General features: G+C 37.8%; 15 protein-coding genes and 1 pseudogene. 14 read left to right on the top strand and 2 right to left on the bottom strand.

The window, feature by feature from the left end; all coding sequences use genetic code 11:
• Positions 1 to 290: 290 nt before the first annotated feature.
• Positions 291 to 752: a hypothetical protein gene (locus M8E35_RS24600; protein WP_252473624.1), complete on the top strand. Its 462-nt coding sequence runs from the start codon at positions 291 to 293 to the stop codon at positions 750 to 752.
• A 384-nt stretch (positions 753 to 1136) separates the two neighbouring features.
• On the opposite strand, the gene M8E35_RS24595 is transcribed toward M8E35_RS24600, so the two are convergent.
• Positions 1137 to 2489 (bottom strand): IS4 family transposase, encoded by a 1353-nt coding sequence (locus tag M8E35_RS24595; protein WP_252473623.1) that lies wholly within the window; start codon positions 2487 to 2489, stop codon positions 1137 to 1139.
• Between the two features lie 546 nt (positions 2490 to 3035).
• On the opposite strand from M8E35_RS24595, the pseudogene M8E35_RS24590 reads away from it, so the two are divergent.
• From M8E35_RS24590 to M8E35_RS24550, 10 genes and pseudogenes are all read left to right on the top strand, one after another.
• Positions 3036 to 3377: pseudogene (locus M8E35_RS24590) on the top strand (TSCPD domain-containing protein); the annotation flags it as partial.
• Positions 3378 to 3902: 525 nt separating this feature from the next.
• Positions 3903 to 4079, top strand: a complete 177-nt coding sequence (locus M8E35_RS24585) for a hypothetical protein (protein ID WP_252473622.1) — start codon at positions 3903 to 3905, stop codon at positions 4077 to 4079.
• Between the two features lie 2131 nt (positions 4080 to 6210).
• Positions 6211 to 6459 carry a hypothetical protein gene (locus M8E35_RS24580; RefSeq protein ID WP_252473621.1) on the top strand — a complete coding sequence of 83 codons (249 nt, stop codon included), beginning with the start codon at positions 6211 to 6213 and terminating at the stop codon, positions 6457 to 6459.
• 132 nt (positions 6460 to 6591) lie between these two features.
• Positions 6592 to 7323 (top strand): 4'-phosphopantetheinyl transferase family protein, encoded by a 732-nt coding sequence (locus M8E35_RS24575; protein WP_252473620.1) that lies wholly within the window; start codon positions 6592 to 6594, stop codon positions 7321 to 7323.
• 438 nt (positions 7324 to 7761) lie between these two features.
• Positions 7762 to 7911: a hypothetical protein gene (locus M8E35_RS24570; protein WP_252473619.1), complete on the top strand. Its 150-nt coding sequence runs from the start codon at positions 7762 to 7764 to the stop codon at positions 7909 to 7911.
• A 58-nt stretch (positions 7912 to 7969) separates the two neighbouring features.
• Positions 7970 to 11320, top strand: coding sequence for an ACP S-malonyltransferase (gene fabD / locus M8E35_RS24565; RefSeq protein ID WP_252473618.1), 3351 nt, complete (start codon positions 7970 to 7972; stop codon positions 11318 to 11320).
• A 349-nt stretch (positions 11321 to 11669) separates the two neighbouring features.
• Entirely contained in the window at positions 11670 to 11837 is a 168-nt protein-coding gene (locus M8E35_RS24560; protein ID WP_252473617.1) for a hypothetical protein, read from the top strand.
• Between the two features lie 216 nt (positions 11838 to 12053).
• Positions 12054 to 12239 carry a hypothetical protein gene (locus tag M8E35_RS24555; protein ID WP_252473616.1) on the top strand — a complete coding sequence of 62 codons (186 nt, stop codon included), beginning with the start codon at positions 12054 to 12056 and terminating at the stop codon, positions 12237 to 12239.
• Positions 12218 to 12298, top strand: a complete 81-nt coding sequence (locus M8E35_RS27085; protein ID WP_373887481.1) for a hypothetical protein — start codon at positions 12218 to 12220, stop codon at positions 12296 to 12298. Before M8E35_RS24555 ends, M8E35_RS27085 begins: the two co-directional genes overlap by 22 nt.
• Before the next feature lie 78 nt (positions 12299 to 12376).
• Positions 12377 to 12607 carry a hypothetical protein gene (locus tag M8E35_RS24550; RefSeq protein WP_252473615.1) on the top strand — a complete coding sequence of 77 codons (231 nt, stop codon included), beginning with the start codon at positions 12377 to 12379 and terminating at the stop codon, positions 12605 to 12607.
• An 899-nt stretch (positions 12608 to 13506) separates the two neighbouring features.
• Here the strand turns inward: M8E35_RS24550 and M8E35_RS24545 are convergent.
• Entirely contained in the window at positions 13507 to 13704 is a 198-nt protein-coding gene (locus M8E35_RS24545) for a hypothetical protein (RefSeq protein ID WP_252473614.1), read from the bottom strand.
• A gap of 364 nt (positions 13705 to 14068) precedes the next feature.
• Between M8E35_RS24545 and M8E35_RS24540 the strand changes: the two genes are divergently transcribed.
• The 3 genes from M8E35_RS24540 to M8E35_RS24530 all read left to right on the top strand — a co-directional run.
• Entirely contained in the window at positions 14069 to 14656 is a 588-nt protein-coding gene (locus M8E35_RS24540; protein WP_252473613.1) for a chorismate--pyruvate lyase family protein, read from the top strand.
• 365 nt (positions 14657 to 15021) lie between these two features.
• Positions 15022 to 16971, top strand: a complete 1950-nt coding sequence (locus tag M8E35_RS24535; protein WP_252473612.1) for a B12-binding domain-containing radical SAM protein — start codon at positions 15022 to 15024, stop codon at positions 16969 to 16971.
• A 91-nt stretch (positions 16972 to 17062) separates the two neighbouring features.
• On the top strand, positions 17063 to 21008 hold a 3946-nt coding region (locus M8E35_RS24530; RefSeq protein WP_252473611.1), incomplete at its 3' end, for a beta-ketoacyl synthase N-terminal-like domain-containing protein.

Genomic DNA, 21008 nt, shown 5'->3' with positions numbered 1-21008 from the left:
AAATTGGCAAATCCCGTCGAATCCATTGAATTACTTTTTGATTTAAAATAGAATTGAAAATGTAAAGTTATTTTAAAGATGTAGATATATTCAATTCTGGACGAGATCAGCAACATTTTAAACGAAGCTACATTTGCCAAAGCCATCCATCTTGAATCTATTAGTATTTCTCTGATTACTAAAAGCCCAGTTCGCAAAATTAAATATTTTGTTAATCTTGTAAAGCAGTTAGAGCAAATGCAAGTAAAATCAATAATTTGATAAGCTATATGAGTGTGGGAGTTAAATCAATGAAGCCAAAAAAGAGAAAGCAATATATCTCACTTATGGAAGAATACCTCCCTTCTGAACCATGCAACTGCGAAATTTGTAAAGCTTACTGCATTCGTCCAGGCTGGTGGACTGTCGAAGAAGCATCAATAGCGATTGATGCTGGATATGGAGACCGTATGATGCTGGAGATGTCGCTTGATCTTACTTTTGGCGTTCTTTCCCCTGCATATAAAGGGTGTGAGCAAAATTTTGCTTTACAAGAGTATTCTCATTTTGGCTGCATTTTTTTCTCAAATAACCTCTGTGAACTTCATGATAATGGATTTCAACCTCTTGAATGCCGTTTTTGCCATCATTCGAGAGAAGGCTTAAGGCAAAAATGTCACGCAGATATTGAAAAGCAATGGCTAACACCTGCTGGACAAGCATTGGTGGCAAAATGGATAACCATGTCTAGAATCAGGTGTTTGTTAAGATAAGTTGTCGCTAAACTCCAAAATTTTGCATGGTTTTCCGTCTGAATTCATTAATGATACTATTACCAATTGCCTCTAGGATAGACTTAAACATGGAATCTACGTCGGATGCTTCAATGGGTCGAAGGCTGTGGCTCCTATGATGTATTCCTCTTGGGTAAGCCCCATCCCTTGATTTTAGGGTAACATCCTTGGAATTTAGAGTATAAAAAAGAAAAGGCGATGGAGGCAAGCGTTGGTTCCTTTATACTCAATAATGAAACAGTTAATGAAGCAAAGATGGCGTAAGTATCGTTGAGAAAATCCTTATGATTATTGGTAAGCTAGACCAAGTATTAAGATTTGGCAAAACGGCAAAAGAATTAGTTGCTCCTATAATTAAGTATCTCAACTTTCGCACCGTAGTTGTGCGAATAAAGCCTTGATATAACTGGGCAATTCACTTATCCAGTTGTGTAGTTGACTAAGCGATTCTTTATTCTTGGGTTTATTCGGTAGTAGATCAAGTACAAATGCCATCAATTGGCGCAATGCTGTTTTTAAGTCTAAATCCATTACTTCATCTGCAAAAAGGTAAAACAATCCTCCCAGTGAGCGTTCATCGTTATTTTGTCTACGTTCCCACTCAAGGATGAGATAACGGGAAAAGACTATGGTCGTGTGGCTAATCATCATATCGAATGACCGTCCTTGGAATTCGGTACCCAGTTTTAAATGTGATTTAGCCACCTTGAAAAAGGTCTCTATACCCCAACGCATCCCATAAATCCTTATAATTTCAGCATTATCTAATGCAAGATCTGTCGTTAGAATCGCCAACCAATCTCTTCGGTTGTTCCGATTCTGGACGAAGACAATCTTAAGAGATAAACCTGCTGAGGTTTGAACTCGAACTGAGCCCAGAATTTCCGCTTTCGGGTTTTTAGGGATTTTAGCGTAAAGCTCACCTAGACTTAATGAATTCCCCTCGAAACAATAACGTTGTTTAAGCTCTTTTACCATCCCAATGGTGTGAAGTCCCTTATCCATCAGTTTTTGTAGAAGCGGTGCATGAGTAAACCAACTATCCATTAGAACGTAATCTGCCGAGAATCCCGCATTGAGAGCTCTTTCAAGCATTTGGACAACGGCATCAGGTTTAGGATTCATCGCTTCCATGCGACGCTTATAGCCAATGGATCGTTTGTCCAAGTTCTCTCGCATTTCACAAAGACGGTTTTTAACCTTAGCCGAACTCATCAACGTGAAATCTATGGGTGCGAAGCTGTAGCCATCAGACCAACCCAACGTGAGTAAGCTATAGCCACGGATAAAACGACCAGAAACATGGTCAAAGATTCGGGCTAAGAGTTCAACCTTCTTACTCCTTTCTCGTCCCATGACAGAATCATCGACGATAAAAACACGGATACGCTGTTCGGAGGTGAGTTTTTCAAATTGCCCAACGATCTTAAGACTGAGTAATTGATAGAAACGTCTCCAGTTATAACGGGATTCATTAAGAAACCGATAAACTACGTCTTTACCCGGAAGAGATTCTGCTCGGGTGCCTTCTAGTAATCGGTAAAAATTACGGCCCTGGAAAACTAACTGAAATATGATTTGGAAGACAGCGAAGCTTGAGAGCCCATAGGATTTGCGGATTCCTGTTGTTCGAAGAAGTTGACTTAATTTGAGAGAAGAAAAAATTGCAGAAAGTTGATTTTGACCCTGTTCAGACAGAGAGTTGTGTTGTAACATTTAGATACGCACCTTTCTGGTTTGGATTTAATGGTTGTTTGGTCACTTCCATTTTACCAATTGGAAAGGTGTTTTTCTGTCAATAAACAAAAATATTTTGTCCTAACCTAGATACATACTGGGGTAGAGGTAACTTTCGCTATGCGAAAGTTGAGTTAAGTATTATATTGGTAATTAATGATAAGAATATCGTGTCTACTTGTGTGCATGATTTGATCTATGGATAGTTACGGCGCGTAATTAAATAGAGATCGTTCCTGAAATATATTAAATTAGTGCAGCGGTCTAGTGCTAATGTGCATTCTCAGTACATCCTGGCAGCTAGCCACATTCTACCCGCGCTGGGCAAAGTCTGGACAAACTGGGGCGTATGGATATACGGGGGGGGGCGGGTAACCGGTATTTCCAAGTGTGGTAGAGCAGTTGGGATGTAATGGTAATATTCAGGATGTTAGTACAAATGGTAATATAGGGGGTAACAGCATGAACAATAATAATGATACCTTTAGAGAAAACGTTAGACAGAGTAATGGTAATTTCTATACTCCACGAGAACGAGTTGAAACTACCATTGGGATGACAGAAAAAGTTAAAATAGGCTGTGGCACAATATTTATTACGGTAAATTATGACGAAGATGGTATATGTGAAGTATTCACGAATCTAGGTCGTGCAGGTGGATGCCCTTCTCAATCTGAAGCTACTGCAAGAGTAGTATCAATAGCTTTAAGGTCAGGAGTAAGCGTACAGGCAATTATTGACCAATTAAAGGGGATAAGGTGTCTTTCAACTGTGCGACAAAAAGGTTTACAAGTTCTTTCCTGCCCAGACGCAATCGGCAAAGTTATTGAAAAAGTATATAAGTCACAGTCTACAATTGACAGTAATAACGAAATCCAAGAAGTGAACCATAAAATTTAAGATATATTGAACATCAGAAGTACTTACAAAAAGATATTATTCTAAATTAGCTTTTAGAAAACTTAATTCAAACCTATTTGTGTCTTACGTGGCCCGAGGAGTTGAGGTTGGTTTGTGCCGAGAAACGTGCTCGGTGAGCACGATGCTGTATCCGAGATGAAGGTAGATTCTTCGAAGCCGGTTTGTAGGATCAGACTTCAAACAGCCGTAAGCTGCTTCAGTCCGAAAGATTGCGGAGGTGAACATTATGGTAAAATCGAGAAAAATATTGGCATGTATGGATAGAGCGACGAACGCTAGTGAACCCCTGATTAAGCATTGAAAGGCTCTTTTTAATGACATCAAAACCAGAGCATGCCATCTACTCTGGGATTAGCATGGAAGGATCTTACTTTCTGACTGTGGTGTCCGGTGTACAAGGGTGTGACTCTAATCTAGGCTTGGATACGGAACTTGGGAACTCTTCATGTGATACTAAGGGAAAACCTAATAGTGTTAACAACGAAGGGGGAAAGTACCGATGCACTTGAAGGGAGCGGATCATCCCGTAGTAGTGATGAATCTATTGTAATGAGAGGGGATCAAGAGGATGAATCAGTTCAACGGAAGTTTTTGCCAACCGGGAAACCGGGAGGAGCATTTTGCTTTCTGCGTCGTTTTTTGCCGTGAGGCTACAAGAGAATGGCTGATTCTAGCCGTGTAAATCGAGAGATTTACGCACGGTTCTGTGGGGGACTAGTGGTGAAATTCCTCCGGCCTACCCGGCGATGGCTTCTGACTACGATGAGTGCTATCCATCAAATAATAGTCATTCCCAGTGCGTGCTATTAGGTTGCTTATGGGTAGAATCCGCCGGGATGAACTAGCCAAACAGGGCCGTGGGAATATGTGCGGAGTTGCGCCTTGCTAATTTCGAGGAGCACATGCGGTTTGAAATAACAGCTTTGATAAAGCCTACCCAGCAGTCAACTGCCAAATATTGCGTGGTGCATGGTAACATGTATTTCGAAGCGTAGACAGGAAGATAGTAGGCCGGAATAAAGTGAATTGAATAATTAGTCCCGAAATTTATTGTCTTGTGAAGTAGCCGACCTTTTCTCGCTATGGGGAAGGCAGAAATTAAGTGCCCGTTATGGGTGAGGATACATTAATTGCTTCCGGGGTTCGTACCGACGGCATGCTATCGATGGGCTTCTTGGGAACAAGGGAGATCCTGCAGGCTCCCGTAAAAGGATAGGGTTTGATAAGCTGACAAAGCAAGGATAATTCGATGGTCTGCCGGAAGTCTTACTGACCGATAGTACTTTGAGGTAGGGAGAGCCTACTACATGGGGAAGCGGTCAGCGGAAATCGAATCTTTTCCAAGGAAACGTGGGCTTCATACAATGAGAGGATTCGGACCTAAATGCAAAGTAGGAGAAACCCAGCCGTGAAAACGAATCTGGAAAAAGTAGCAGCAAAAGTATACGCAATGCTGTGAGTCAATTTTCGAAGAGCCCGGTGAGCAGCCGTCAAGACTAAAACTAAGTATCTAATGGATTGATAGGATTACTAGCTTATTCGGAACACGGGGAGGTAACGAACAGTGTTGTGCCCGAACGAAAAAGCCGCGGCGACCCATTCCTGCATTGGGGAAGGCCTAGGCTTTTTGGAAAGAAACCGGTTAAATGCATCACAAAGGCTGCCAGGGTATGGGTCCTGACATCATTGAAGGATTCATAGAGATAACGTCGGGAAAGTCTACTTACAGATGGGAGGGCAACAACCATCAGAACCCGCCTCATAGGGTATAACCGAAAGTGGATGGAAGGATTTAGGACTGGCGGAAAGGAAATCTTTTACCGTGTGGATGTTCAATTGGTATTGTCTAAGTCAATGATATCTGCGGCGATCAAGCGACTATCAGAATGTTTTTGTAACCTAGAAAGCCTGCCCAAAGAGAATCTGAGCCACTGAAAGGGCTTAGAGAGAAACCGGCTAAAGGCACTCTGAGATAATTCGCCCAGAAAGTAGCTGTTGTAAAAATGGAGCTTCTGTTGAAAACTTAGCATGTTGTTTTTTTGAACTTGCATGATCAACTATGCCCAGATGTAGGCAAAAGCCAGAAGCCATGCTGAAATTCCCGAGTGTTTTCGGATTCCAGATTGTGAAACAGCAGAGACAGGTCAAATAAGTCCCAGATCGTATTGAGTACTGGAATTCCAGCAGCTTGACCACGATCCTTTTTCTCGAAAGACGGTTTACACAGTTTTGTCACCCGTATCGCCGTAGTAATGACAAAAATGCTATCCTTCGAGATTATTTGGGGCCTTTCTAAAAAGTCAAGGCTTTATTGAGAATTTCAAATTAAATTTAAGGTTTTCTGGGGGGGAATTCTCCATCAGTTGCATAATTCCTACGTATAAAGCATGTATTTTTTTATTCTCCTTTGTTTTGTGGATTTCGACTTATAAAAAAGTCATAATTATTTTTGAAATCTTCCGAATCATTACAGTGTCGTTAAAATATACTGAAAATGGAGTTTTATAGTTAATATTTAGATCCCTATATTAAAAAATCAATCCCCTGTTTATGGAAATTTCCTCTAGTGTTTTTTAACGTTTGGACTATATCGGGTACCCTAGCCCTTACGGCTCTAAACGCAACTGCTGCTGCACCGTGAACTTCCGTTCCAACTCAAATTTCGCCATTTTTGACTTGTAACTTTACAATAGGTACTTTATTGCATTTTAACCGTAAATCCGAAAATATTCTTACTATAAAATCTAGTAAAATAGTAAAAAAGGAGGATTGAATTGAAATGCAAACGTTACAAGAAATTATAATAGAAGTTATCGTTAAAAAAATAGGTTTAAAAAGAGACTATATCGATCCCAACGAAAATCTAATAAATTTAAATATAAATCCTTCAATATTATCAGAAATAGTTTTTTTAGTTTGCAAAGAATTAGATATTGATTATTCCCTTATTGATATAAATAAGTATAAACCAAATTCTATTAATAAGCTGGCATCAATTTTAGAACCGTATATTGGCTTAATATTTTAACTTGTTTTAATTATATAGAAATTGATGAAGGTATCAAGAAGTAAGTAAGTTTTCAATTATTCTAAAAAACACAAATATCCATAAAATATTAACTACTGCAATCAGCACCTTGGTTTAAAGTGAGGAATCAAAATGTCAGTTATACAAGTTGACCTGACTACCAATGGCTTGATGGTGCCTGCTTTCATTACAGCTGTTCCCTTGAAAGATTACTCTATAGCTGTGAACAATGTGTCCGGGATTCTTCATCCAGATGAAATGGCTTATTTTAATACCTTAAAGTATGAGAGACGCCAAAAAAGTTACCTTATGGGCAGGTATGCCTGCAAAAAGGTTTTATCAATTTATCTAAATGAACCAAATCTGACAGCTATTGAAATAGCCCAGGGGATTTTCGGGCAGCCCACTGTCCGTTATTTCACAAGAGAGATGCCTGGAATTAGTTTGAGTCATGATAACTCCTTTGCGGTAGCAATTGCTTTCCCAGATACTTATTCGATGGCCGTTGATATTGAAACCGCTGATGAAGAAAAAGTGGAAATTATGAAATTACAGCTTACTGTTGCTGAGATAGAGTTTTCTAAGTCTGGTATCTTGTCTGAACCTCTTCTGTGCACCCTTTTCTGGACAGCTAAAGAGGCCCTGTCTAAGTTAATAAAATGCGGTCTCACCATCGGTTTTACTCTCTTGGAATCGAAAATTCAGGAAAAAGAATTTGATAAGGGCTTTCATATCACTTTTAAAAATTTTTCACAGTATCAAGCTCAAGCCTGGGTAGTGGGGAACCGAGTTTTTACTGTGGCATACCCACTCAAGACTGAAATTGATTTAACTTATGAACATATTTATAAAAAACTGTTATGAAAACTATTTTATCCACTTAAGCTTCAATACTAAAGGTGGTCTGTATTAACTATGGATGAAACTTAAGAGGTGCATATCTTAAAAGCAGGTTTTTTAAGTTTTAAATATTATATCTATATCATTGTTGACAAAAAAGCAGGGAAGCAGCAATTATTGATCCAGCTTGGGAAAGAAAGAGCATAATTGCCATTCTTGAGAGCATCGGCGCAAAACTTAACGTAATTATGCTTATGCTTACTTATTCACACTTTGACCATGTAAACTTGGCAAACGCATTGTTAAATGAGTTAACCCCTGAAAGGTACATGTCAGAAGATTATGAGTTCAGCATACAGCAAGGGGAGATGCTATCTGTTATCAGTGAGTATTTTTATTGACGATACAATTTTTATCGAAGGCTGTGGAATTTACACTTCCAAAGGAGGTAGCCCAGAATAAATGTTTAAAGGTATTCAGTATTTAAAAAAGGTAAATCCTGTAGTTCGAGTGTATCCTGGTCACTTATACGGCAAAAAACCTAGCTATTCATTAAGCTATCTGATGCAAAACGATATTAATTTTATCATTGACAAACAAGATAAAAGCTAAAGTAATCAACTCGATTTCAGTAATTAAACGAAAAATTACTTTATAAGGATGGATCTAATTGAACAGACCGTTGGTGTTTATGTTTTCGGGTCAGGGCTCTCATTATTATAAAATGGGGAAAGAACTTTTTTTGCACAACTCTGTTTTTCGAAATTGGATGCTTAAACTCAATAAGATCGTCCAGGAAGTAATCGGAGAATCAATCATTGATTCTTTATATGATGAAAAAAAGAAACTAAGTGAAATGTATCTTCGGCTTTTGCATACTCATCCGGCGATTTTTATGGTGGAATACTCTCTGGCTCGAGTTATCATGGAAAACGGCATTAAACCTGATTTTGTACTTGGTTCAAGTCTTGGAGAATTTGTATCGTTATCAGTTGCCGGAGTGATGGAACCGGAAGAAATGATAAAAGTGGTATTAACACAGGCACAAATCGTGGAATGCAGATGTCTCCAGGGTTGTATGTTAACTGTTCTTCATGATCCGCGGATTTATTATGAAACTCAGATTATACGTGAAAATAGCGAGCTAGTCTCTATTAACTTTAATTCTCATTTCGTAATATCCGGTAATTATGACAATTTAAAAAGAATAATTGATTTTCTGAAGCAAAAAGGAATAACGTACCAAATCCTACCTGTAACCTACGGATTTCATTCATCGGCTATTGAAGAGGCAAAAACAATGTTCTTGAATTATTTAAAGGATAAAAAGTTTAATCAACCTATAATTCCAGTTATATCATCACTTCATGGCGGTCTAACAACAGAGATACCTTCCGGCTATTTTTGGGAAGTTGCTAGAAAACCTATTAAATTCAGAAAAGCAATCGAATTGCTAGAGGCAAATTATCAATGTACATACCTTGACCTTGGCCCCTCAGGAACTTTGGCTGGCATCATAAAATATATATGCAAAAATACTGAATCAAAAATATTCCATATCATAAGTCCATTTGATCAGGAACTCAGGAATCTAGAGAGGTTTGAATCTGAATATTTAAAAGAAAATCCTTGGATAAAGGAAAGGAAGGGTAAAGCTATGCTAACCTATGTTTTCCCGGGTCAGGGTTCCCAGCATAAAGGTATGGGAGGCAATCTTTTTGACGAATATCCTGAAATAACTGCTCAAGCAGATGAAATTTTAGGATATTCAATAAAGGAACTTTGTCTGGAAGATCCCAGTAGGCAACTAGGTCAAACGAAGTTTACCCAGCCAGTTCTTTTTACTGTTAACGCACTTACATATCTTAAAAAGATTAAGGAAACTGGCCAAAAGCCTGATTATGTCGCAGGACATAGTTTAGGGGAATATAATGCATTGTTTGCTGCAGGCGTTTTCGATTTTGCTACAGGTTTGAAGCTAGTCAAAATAAGGGGAAAACTCATGAGCCAGGCAATGGGCGGCGGGATGGCCGCTGTATTAGGTTTAAACCTAGAAACTATTGAGGGAATTTTAAGGAAAAATAACTTAACAAATATTGAAATTGCTAATTTTAATACGCTTACCCAAACAGTGCTGGCCGGACCAAAAGCTGATATAGAGGCGGCACAACCTTTATTTGAGGCAGAAGGAGAAAGCATATATATACCGCTTAATGTAAGCGGCGCCTTTCATTCCAGCTACATGGAAAAAGCCAAAAAAGAATTTGAAGAGTTCCTGGAACTATTTGAATTTTCGTCATATCCAACTATCCCAGTTATTTCAAATGTTCATGCTAGACCTTACAAACAATCTCAGCTTAAGCAAAACTTGATTGACCAGATGAGCCATCCGGTAAAATGGAGCGAAAGTATCCGTTACCTGATGGGCAAAGGTGAAATGACTTTTGAAGAAATAGGACCTGGCACGGTTTTAACTGGATTAATTAATTATATTCGCCGAGAATCCCTCCCGCTAGTCATAGAGGATGAATCAATTTTGATGGAAGAAACAATGCTCAAAGAACTAGAAAATCCATCAACGGAAGAAAAATGGAAATGGTCAGTAGTCGATGAGGAAAGAGATAGATCAAGCCAATTCGCTGCGGTTTCCGGGGAAAGTATAAAATACATGGAAGGCAAAAAAATTACAGCTACTTCCCTTGGGGACGAAGGATTCAAGAGGGACTATAATTTAAGTTATGCCTACGTGAGTGGAGGAATGTATCAGGGAGTGGCATCAAAAGAAATGGTTGTAAGAATGGGGAAAGCGGGGATGATGGGTTTCTTTGGAACAGGGGGACTTGGCTTGGATCAGATCGAGTCCGCTATTTTATATATCCAAAACGAGCTAAAAGATGGGCAATATTATGGTATGAACCTTATTCATAATCCGGGTAAAAAAGAAAAAGGAGAAAAGATCATTGACTTGTTTCTTAAATATAAAGTTAGAGTCATAGAGGCGGCAGCCTATATGACAATTGTCCCATCTTTGATAAGATATCGGGCCAAAGGATTAAGGCGAATGAGTGATGGGACAATTGATATTGGCAATAGAATTATGGCGAAAGTGTCCAGGCCGGAGGTTGCTGAGGCCTTTCTAAGTCCAGCTCCCGAGCTTATGGTGGGAAAGATGCTGAAGGAAAATGCAATTTCTCAAGAAGAAGCCGCAATGTTAAAAGAAATATCTATGACTGACGAGTTGACTTTAGAGGCAGATTCTGGCGGTCATACCGATGGAGGGGTGGCCTATGCCATAATGCCAGCCATGATTAAGCTTCGTGACGATATGATTAAGAAATACGGCTACTCTAACAAAATTAGAGTAGGTGCTGCTGGCGGTATTGGGACCCCGGAGGCAGCGGCAGCGGCATTTATACTCGGAGCAGATTATATACTTACTGGCTCTATAAATCAGTGTACAGTTGAATCCGGTACTAGCAATGCGGTAAAAGAGTTGCTGCAGCAGATAAACATTCAGGATACTGAATATGCTCCAGCAGGGGATATGTTTGAACTGGGAGCTAAGGTTCAGGTGTTGAAAAGGGGAGTGTTTTTTCCAGCAAGAGCAAACAAGCTTTACGAACTTTACCGTCAATATAATTCCCTGGATGAAATTGATGAGAAAACTAAGAAAAATATTCAGGAGAGATATTTTAGAAAAAGTTTTGATGAAGTTTATCAAGAAGTTAAGGATCATTATCCGTATCAGGAAATTGAAAGAGCCGAAGGAAACCCAAAACAAAAGATGGCACTGGTCTTTAAATGGTATTTCAATATGTCTTCGAGTCTGGCCTTAAAAGGCAATATTGATAGAATTGTTGATTTTCAAGTACCCTGTGGTCCAGCTCTTGGTGCTTTTAACCAGTGGGTTAAAGGGAGTGACCTCGAAAACTGGCAAAATCGTTATACCGATAAGATAGCTAAGAAAATTATGACTGAAGCAGCAGAACTTTTAAACAGGCGCTATAGTTCATTAAGTTAACGTAAAAAATTATTCGAATTCAATGCAAGATAAACCTAATACCTGATTTAGATGTGCATTACAAATTAATAATTTGTTCGGAATTCATAAACTATACAAACTTCCATGCGCCCTTGGGGCACAGACTATCATGAAAATTGGTGAATAACCTGACAACGTAATTTTCATGATAGTTTGTGCCCCATAATATGGTTAGGCAAGACAGGAAAGTCGATTTTTTATGGGCGTTCGACCCTGACATACAAACTGATTACGACCATCTTGAGCACAAACTATTGTTGCCTCGAGCACAAATATCAAATTTCGGATTGTCAGATGGTTGTGCCCTGCTTAGAAAGGAATGATATTTTTGGATGCTATGCGTGTGTGTGCTGCTTTGGATGTTCATCAAGCCATGGTCGTTGCCTGCATTATCAAGGGGTCTTTGGAATGTAAACCTAAGGCTGAGATTCGTGAGTTTTCTACGGTATTATTCGGATTACTCGCTTTGCAGGACTGGTTATCCGAAGAAGGATGAGCGGACGTTGCCATGGAGAATACAGGAGAGTACAGGAGTTTACTCGGAAACCCATCAATAATGTCTTAGAAATGCGCTGACCGATAGTGAAGTCATCGAAGCTTCTCTGAATTAGCTTAACGAAAGTTCCGGGCGAAGATACCCGAAATAACTCAAGCACTTAATGGACGAGTTACCAAGCATCATCGCTCCATTATAAAACGGTCCCTAGATCATTTGACATTTCTAGAACAGCAGATTGCCGAAATCGAGTCAGATATGGAACACTATTCTCCGTATCAGAAAGAAATTGAGCTGCTTGATACAATACCCGGCGTTGGACTGCATGTAACTCAAGCAATCCTTGCCGAAGTTGGAGCTGTTTTCCCTCAGAAGCTAATATTTCTTCGTGGGCAGGATTAAGTCCAGGAAGCAACGAGAGCGCTGGTAAAAAAAGTACCCGAACGCCCCATGGGCAATAGAGCTTTAAAGACGCCTTACTAGAAGCAGCTCGGGCAGCCAGCAGAACACGAACCTTTCAAGGAAGCAAGTTCTGGTCTATGGTCGGACGAAAGGGAAAGAAGAAAGCGGCCACAGCAATTGCTCATAAGATTCTAGTGATTGCCTATCATATTCTTGAAACCGGAAAACCTTACAATGAACTTAGCTTTGACTTTCTTGAAAAGCGAAGATCAATCTCTACTGAGAAACTCATGGTACGCCGACAAACTAAATTAGGATATAACATAGTTGGAACACAGAAAAACCAGACCAAAGCAAAACCAGCCTAGGTCATAGATCGGCAAGCCAATTTTTTTAATAGGGGCACATTATTTCGTGTCCCGGGTATCACTATGGTTATTTTATTCAGAGTTACTTCAGTATTCCAAGTTACCTAGGAACGCACAATTCCAAGAAAGAGCCTTACTCCAAGTTATTCCCTTATCAAATTGACAAACATACTAAACGGGGCAAAAGTATGCTGAATTTTATGGGTGAGCAAAGGATTGTTGATCTAGGAATTGAGATACTACTATATATGTTTAGCTAAGCAATACCAACAAAATACAACAATATATGTCAATATACAGTATAAATTACATAATAAACATATATTGACATAAATATGAAATAAAGGTAAGATCTACTTGGGGCTATTCTTAGTCAGGAACTAAGCGATTAATGGTAATCATTGGTTGATGGTGTTGCCATCTACCCCAAAAAATTCGAATTTCATCAGGCCAAAACAACGAGTGGAAAAGGTTGCTGATCATTTCGCCGTGGGTGAAGCATTCTCCGTCACTCGTTTTCCTTTATTTTTATACCACTGACATAACTAAGAAGTGTCTCAGTGGCAAAAAGGAGTTCCGAATGAGTATGATGATGAATCTCCGTCGTCGAGTGGCAGTCACTGAACCCTAGTTCTTGCTTGCTGCCCGATAAATAACTTCTATGCCCACCTCTTCGTATTAACTGCTAAGGCTTCATAAGGAAGATCATAATGGTGTTAATGATAAGCATGCTCCCCGGTACTCTACGGCTTGCTCATGGATATCCTCTTCAACAAAGGTCTCTCCTTGGAGTGGAATTTCAGGTCAGGAAATCAAAGAAATCTTTGCAGAACCATTACGGAGAAACGCCATGCAATGTGACAAGATTCATGGCACAAATATTGATCTTCTGGCTATGGTCAAAAAGCCAACTCTTTTCCGTGGAACGTATCATCGAGTGCGCTCACATCTTCCTCACGCAACTGAGAATCTGGATCGTCCTGAAAGCGTCCAACTCGTTTATCACGAAACAAGAACCAATCATAGGATGCGGTAAGGAAACGACTCATTGTATTGATAGATCTTTTTAATTTAGAGTACACATCGAAGCAGAGCATCTTTGGTGGCCATCCCAGCTATTTTAGCACGGAAGTACAATGAGCCACTAGACCGACAACGTAGAGAACATCATCCAGGTGGGTACACCACCTAACTTTGTTGATTTCAGCTTGCGTTAGGAGAAAGGAAAAGTCAAAGTGATCCCATTACTTAAGCAAAATAGGTATTCCTGCACATTCCCATTGAGGAAGGTCACGGAAATGAGGTTTAGCTAAAGTATCCATGGAATATCACTCTTTTAAATCAAAAGATATATCAAAAAATAAGGGAATCTTTCGAGATTATGGGCGACCTTTGAAATTTCAATATGGTTTAAACCATTTAAACGAATTATTTTAAATAATTGACAAGAGGAGCGATAATATGATGCTGGGAAAAAGCACAACTGATTATAAAAAAGCAAAACCTTTGACAATCGATATGATTCCTAATAAATCTATTCTTCAAGATAAGTCCCTAAGTTTATTTCAAAAAATACTTTTAGCCACTGATGGCACTGTTACTGATCTCCTTAGCCTCTATACAGGCGAAAAGATCAAGGTTAGAAAAATTAAGCACGAGGTAACTCTTAGTGATGATTCAGAAGTTTTTCTGTGCCCTCGAGAAACACCAATACTTAAAAGAAATATTTTGCTTTGCAGTGAAACAGAGAATTACATTTATGCTGAATCTATCTTTGTCTTTGAGCAACTTTCACGGTCAATACAGTATAAACTTCTAGAGACAAACCAGCCCATAGGACTCATATGGAAGGAAGAAAAGGTGGAGATGTACCGAAAAATTATTGATTACAAGATTGAACCTTGTGATTCATTATCACTTTATTTTAATATTCAACCTCAGATATTAATGCTCTCAAGGACATATTTGATTTATCATAAACAAAATATTGTAGGATTAATTACGGAGAAATTTCCAATAAACTTGTTTAAGCGGGAAAGTACCGCATGAATACTCTAAGAAAGTGGTAACGTCCTCAATAGAAGAGCAACGCTTGTAAATCAAGGTTCACTTTTCCGAACTACGGGACGGTTTAGTAAGCAACAGCATGTTGTCCAAGCGATTGGTATAGTAGGGACGATCGTACTTCGCTGAGCATGGGTGGTGCATTAACAACGCGCGCCGCAAGAAAGCGGACATCTCCGCTTATTGCGATGTCATACATGATCAAAGTAGTTCAACTTCATCTTTAAGCTGATGGGCAAATGGGAATGACCTTCGGTGAAATCTGAATAGCTCCACTGGCCTTTGATTTTTCTTACTGCGGCAGTTGAGGTCAATAAATGGTATCAGCATATAAAAGGGAGGAAAATTTCATGGATATATATAATGAATTAAAGGTAGAGAAAATTAATCCTTCTAGTCTTAATAAACTGGAGAATTGTGTCTTTAAACAAAATGAAGCTAACGCTCGATTTAATAATGATGCCCTTTTTAAAATATTTAGTTTTTTAGATAAAGCAGAAGTTGAGAAACTCTGCATTGTAAGAACACAAAAATTGGATCATATAGTTTTAAACAATACAATTTCAGATCTTTTAAATAGTTTTGACGGGGAAAGAAATTTAAGATCTATTTTTGAGGGAATCAAAAAGTATGATCTGGATTTTTTTATCTTTGTTCTTGGTATGCATCATTATCTCATTGAACTTGAAAATATTTCTGAAGATATTGAAACAAAATCCATTTCATTTTCACTTGATAATAATTTTGAAAACCTTATTCGCCTAATAAAACTTTTGTTTAAAAATAATCTCATTGAATTTGTCGGATATAATCAAACTTGTTCAAATTTTAGCTGTGATATTAAAAATGCAGTGAAAATCAACTTCATGAATAAGAAAAAACATATGCAAATAGGATTGTATCCATTGATGGATACATATGGCTTATCGTCTAAAGTATTATTACTTGGCGATACTGTAGGCACAAATACGGTAGGTTTATTATATATTGCGTCATATTTGCGTCGACATGGAATTGAAGCATATTGTCAATGGAATGACCCGTTCGGGGATAAACAGTTATTAAAAGAAAATGTTGTGAAACTATTAAACGAGATAAAGCCACATATTGTTGGAGTAAGCATGAAATGGTTCCCTCATATTGCTAGAGTCTTAGAAATATGCAAAATAGTGAAAGACTTTTCACCGTTTATTAAGGTTGTAGTTGGGGGTGATACAGCTACTTATTATTGGAAGGACATCATTAAATATGAATGCATTGATTATATTATACTTGGAGAAGGAGAGCTTCCTCTATTAAAATTGTGCCAAAACGAGGAATATATACCAAATTGCGTTTATAAGAAGAATGGTGAAATCATTTCTTCTCCTCATACATATGTTCAAACCGAGGAAAATAATTCTGATATGTATCTATCACATATGGATCAAATTTTTGCTTCATCAATAGATCCATATTATGCCTCAAGCATGTTTATTCAAACAGGTAAAGGTTGTGCATCTAACTGCTTTTATTGTGCAGGTTGTTTAAAAATGCAAAAAAAGAATTTCAAAAGATATCATCCTTACCTTCGGGATATTGAGGCTGTAAAAAATGATATTAAAGCGACAAAAGAGTATGTTGGAACATATCTTTATGACTTTGAACTACCGAATTATGATTCATTGAATTATTATATAAAATTATGGCAGGGAATTGATTTATCGAATCATTATTGCGCATTTTATTTCTGGACATTACCATCTCCCGATTTGTTAAAACTTATCACTAAAACTTATAAATATGCCTATATAAATATAGATTTATGTAGTTTATCAGAAACACATAGAATGAAGCTTACTGATTTAAAAGTTGTAAAGCCGCAGCCTACTGATCAAGAATTATTTGGTTTTTTAGATATTGCAAATGAATATACAAATATGGAAGTATATATAAACCTTATTGCAGGTCTTCCTTACTTTGGTTTGAATGAGATTGAAGAAAGCGATAAAGCTCTTTCAAAAATAATGTCTAAGCATAAACGCTTTTTTTGTACTTTATTTTGGGGGCGCTTACATGCACAACCGGGAGCTTCACTTACCTATGAATGTGAAAAGTATGGTATGAAATCACCTGCAAAAAATTTTGAAGACTTTTTACATTACAGCGAATTGAATTTTGATTCAATAATATATCCCAATATGCGCACTTTAATTTATCCGACCATTAATTACAAAGATGATTATTTAGAGTCAAAAGTAAACGAATTCTATAACGAAACACAGAAAAAATTAACGCAATTTTACTTATCAAAAATTTAAAGTAGCTTATTCGGTGAAATGGAAATGTACTTGTTAAGTAATGCCTCAATATATGGTGGATTATATTTCACTAAGAAGAGAAGGGAATTATATGGAACTAAATAACCACTGGGAGAATACTCTTGTTACTTCCCAGAAATCTTTTATTGAGCTTTGTGAACTATTTCCAGAAAAGAAATTCTTTACTTTTCAAAACGGAACGGAATACCCTGACTTTCTTACAGGAAAGACTCTCGCCCAAAAAACTATAATACTTGGTAGTGTGTTGCAGCAAAAATTAGTATCCCAAGAAAAAGCACTTCTTCTCTTTACCCCTGGATTAGAATATATTTACAGCTTAATGGCTTGCTTATATGCCAATATTGTAGCGATACCCATTCCAGTTACTGATTTAACACAGAAGGAACAACTAGTAGAAATAATTAATAATATACTGATAGATTCAGAAGCAACATGCATTATAACAGATTCTAACTTTAAAGAATTACTCGAAATGGAGCAAGTTTTCAATTCGGTTTTTGTTCTAAATGTCCATGAACAAACTCAAGACGGTTTTGCAAACCAAGAGGCAAGATCGCATGCCCATGATGATCTTGCGCTTCTGCTTTATACATCAGGTTCTTCGTCCCTACCCAAAGGTGTTATGCTCACCCATAACAACTTGATATCTCAAGCGGCTATTGGAGCGTTTCAATGGAAGATAAATAAAGAAAGTTGTGTTGTTTCTTGGATGCCGCATTTTCACAATTTCGGATTATTTTTCGGTATATTGTCCCCTTTGTTACAAGGCGCTACCAGCGTTATTCAATCACCCGATAGTTTTGTTAAAGATCCAGTAGGTTGGTTTAAGGTTATTGACCAATATAAGACTACCCATACAGCTGCGCCAAATTTCGCATTTGATTATTGTTATTCCTCAGTAGACATATCATCTGTTAAGGAAATTTCCCTTAATTCTCTCCAAGTCATCGTTTGCGGAGGAGAGCCATTTAGTAAGGTTACCTATGAAAATTTTATAGAAAAATTTCGGGGACTTGGAATTGATACAAATGCATTTTGCCCTCATTATGGCATGTCAGAGGCAGGTTCTATAACTACTAAAAAAACAGGACAGCCAATTCGATTTCTCTCCTTGGATATACGCAGTATGGAACAAGGAAAAATCAAACACACTAAACAGAAACACGATAGTAAATCAGTGACCAGTTGCGGAGAGATTGAAGAGTTCATAAAAATTCTTTGTGTTAATTCAGAAACGTGCGAACCTTGTCTGCCGAATGAAGTTGGCGAAATCTGGATCAAGTCTATTTCTGTGGGAAGGGGATATTTAAAAAAAGAAAAGGAAACAGAATATACCTTCTCAGGAGTTCTTAATAACACCAAAGAAGGAGGATTCTTTCGTACTGGAGACTTAGGTTTTATCGAAGATAATCATCTTTACATTGTAGGCAGAGATAAAGATGTGATAATTATTCATGGCAAGAATCATCATCCAGTCGATATCGAATGGACGATTAAAAAGTATGTTCCATATCTTACATTGCCTGTTTCTGTCTTTTCTCGTGAAGTTAACGATCAAGAGAAGGTGGTTGTAGTTCAGGAAATAGAAATACCACTAAACCAAACGGATTATAAAAAAATAGCACAAGATATTCTAACGGCAGTATCGGAAAATCATATGATTGAACTATATGAGATAAACTTGGTTAAAAATGGGAGTATACCTAGAACGGGCAGTGGGAAAATTCAAAGAAAGATTTGTCGTGATGTATATATTAATCAGAATATTAAAATAATATATCAATATCGATATGGAAATTCTGAGTCGCAATCTTGCATACAGGGATCTTATGTAAGAGAAAAATGTAATATTTTGGATGACCTAATAAGAGAGGTTTTTCTTCCTGAACTTGATATTAAGTTTGATAGACTCAGTTCAATATCAACATTTAGTGAATTGGGGCTTGATTCAATCCAATATATGACAATATCTAAACGAATTGAAGATGTCTTCAAAATTCAGTTTACACCAGTTATGTTGTTTAAATATCGAAACTTTGAAAAACTAGCACAATATCTTTCAACAGAGCTAGAGGAATTGCAAATTGAAGTTATTCAGCCAACTAAAATGAAAAATGATATCGTAGTAGACTTCCAAGATGTCAAGAAGAGAGATATTGCAATCATTGGCATGGATTGCAATTTTCCTGGAGGAGCTGAGAATTTAGAACTGTTTTGGACAAATTTGATAAATGAAAGAGATTGCATAACCCCTATTTCTCAGAGTCGGCCTCAGATTTTAAAGGATTATCAATATTATAATGGCGACTTGAACGACTCCTTCCCACAATGGGGAGGATTTATTGGAGATGTTGAAACCTTCGATGCTTCCTTCTTTGGTATTTCTCCTATGGAAGCTGAAAGTATGGATCCTCAACAGCGAAAACTTCTAGAACTTACATGGCGTGTTATTGAAAATAGTGGGTACAACCCTAATCAATTAGGAGATATGGATATTGGATTGTTTGTAGGTGTACATAATTGCGATTATTCTGAACTGGTTTCTAGACATACTGATGCTATGAATACGTATGGAGCCTATCTGGATTCTGGACTCCATATGAGTATGATTGCTAATAGGACTTCCCGATGGTTCAATTTTCACGGCCCAAGTGAAGTTATCAATTCAGCTTGTTCTAGTTCTTTAGTTGCGTTACATCATGCAGTAGAATCTATCTGCCGAAAAGAAAGCAGTTTAGCTATTGTAGCGGGAATTAATATTATACTGACATCCCGTATTTATCGTGCAAGTCACAAAGCGGGTATGTTGTCAAAAGATGGGCGTTGCAAGACTTTTGACCAACGGTCGAATGGATTTGTTCGAGCGGAAGGTTATGGTGCCGTATTGCTTAAACCTTACAATCAAGCCATAAAGGATGGTAATACAATTTATGGTGTCATCAAAGGAGCAGTTATCAATCATGATGGGCAATCCAATTCACTTCGGGCACCTAATCTAAATGCCCAAAAGCAGCTTATTAAATCGGCTTATCAAGAATCTGGAATATCTCCTGAAACTATTAGTTATATTGAAACCCACGGTACTGGTACGTCTCTAGGAGATCCTATTGAGTTTCAGGCGCTTCAGGAAGCCTTTGAAGAAATAAACCCAAAACTTCCTAAAGCTTTTTGTGGACTCGGATCAGTTAAGACGAATATAGGACATTGTGAATCAGCAGCCGGAATTGCGGGACTTATTAAAGTATTGCTAGCAATGAAGTATCAAACTCTCCCTAGGATTCTTCATTTTGAAAATCTCAATTCTTATATTCCGTTGAAAGAGAGTCCCTTTTATATAGTTGATCAAACTCATAAATGGAATAGAATCAAAGATTCGGAGGGGCAGGAGATTGCAAGACGGGCAGGAATCAGCTCCTTTGGATATGGTGGTGCCAATGCCCATGTAATTGTAGAGGAATACATTCCTTCTGATACGCTTCAACAAGCAGCAGTTACTGAAAGCGAAACTGAGATGATGATAGTTCCTTTATCTGCAAAAAATGGGGAAAGACTACGAGTCTATGTAAAACAACTGAGCGAGTTTCTTAAAAAACTTAAAGATCAAAACGCTATTCACAATTCTGAAAATGTAGATTTGAGGGAGATAGCCTATACATTACAAGTAGGGCGGGAAGCCATGGAGGAACGAGTGGTATTTTTAGCTCGGGAGATTCCTTCACTAATCCAAAGGCTTGATGAATTTGAACAAGGTAAAGAACATATTGAGAATAGTTGGCAGGGGCGGGCCAAGCAAGGTAAGGATTTTGTTTCTCTTCTAAGGAGCGATGAGGAAACTCAAAAATTAGTTTATTTATGGCTTAATAAAGGTATGTTTAACAAAATAGCACAATATTGGGCTCTAGGAGGTACAGTTAATTGGGACTTACTGTACGATCAAAATAAACCTCAATGCATTAGTTTACCTACGTATCCGTTTGCAAGGGAACGTTATTGGATACCGGAGATCAAAGTACAAT

This window comes from Desulfosporosinus nitroreducens (genome assembly GCF_023897015.1).
GTDB lineage: Bacteria > Bacillota > Desulfitobacteriia > Desulfitobacteriales > Desulfitobacteriaceae > Desulfosporosinus > Desulfosporosinus nitroreducens.
Note: the sequence above shows the minus strand (reverse complement) of the source record. Positions and strands in the feature narration are given on the sequence as shown.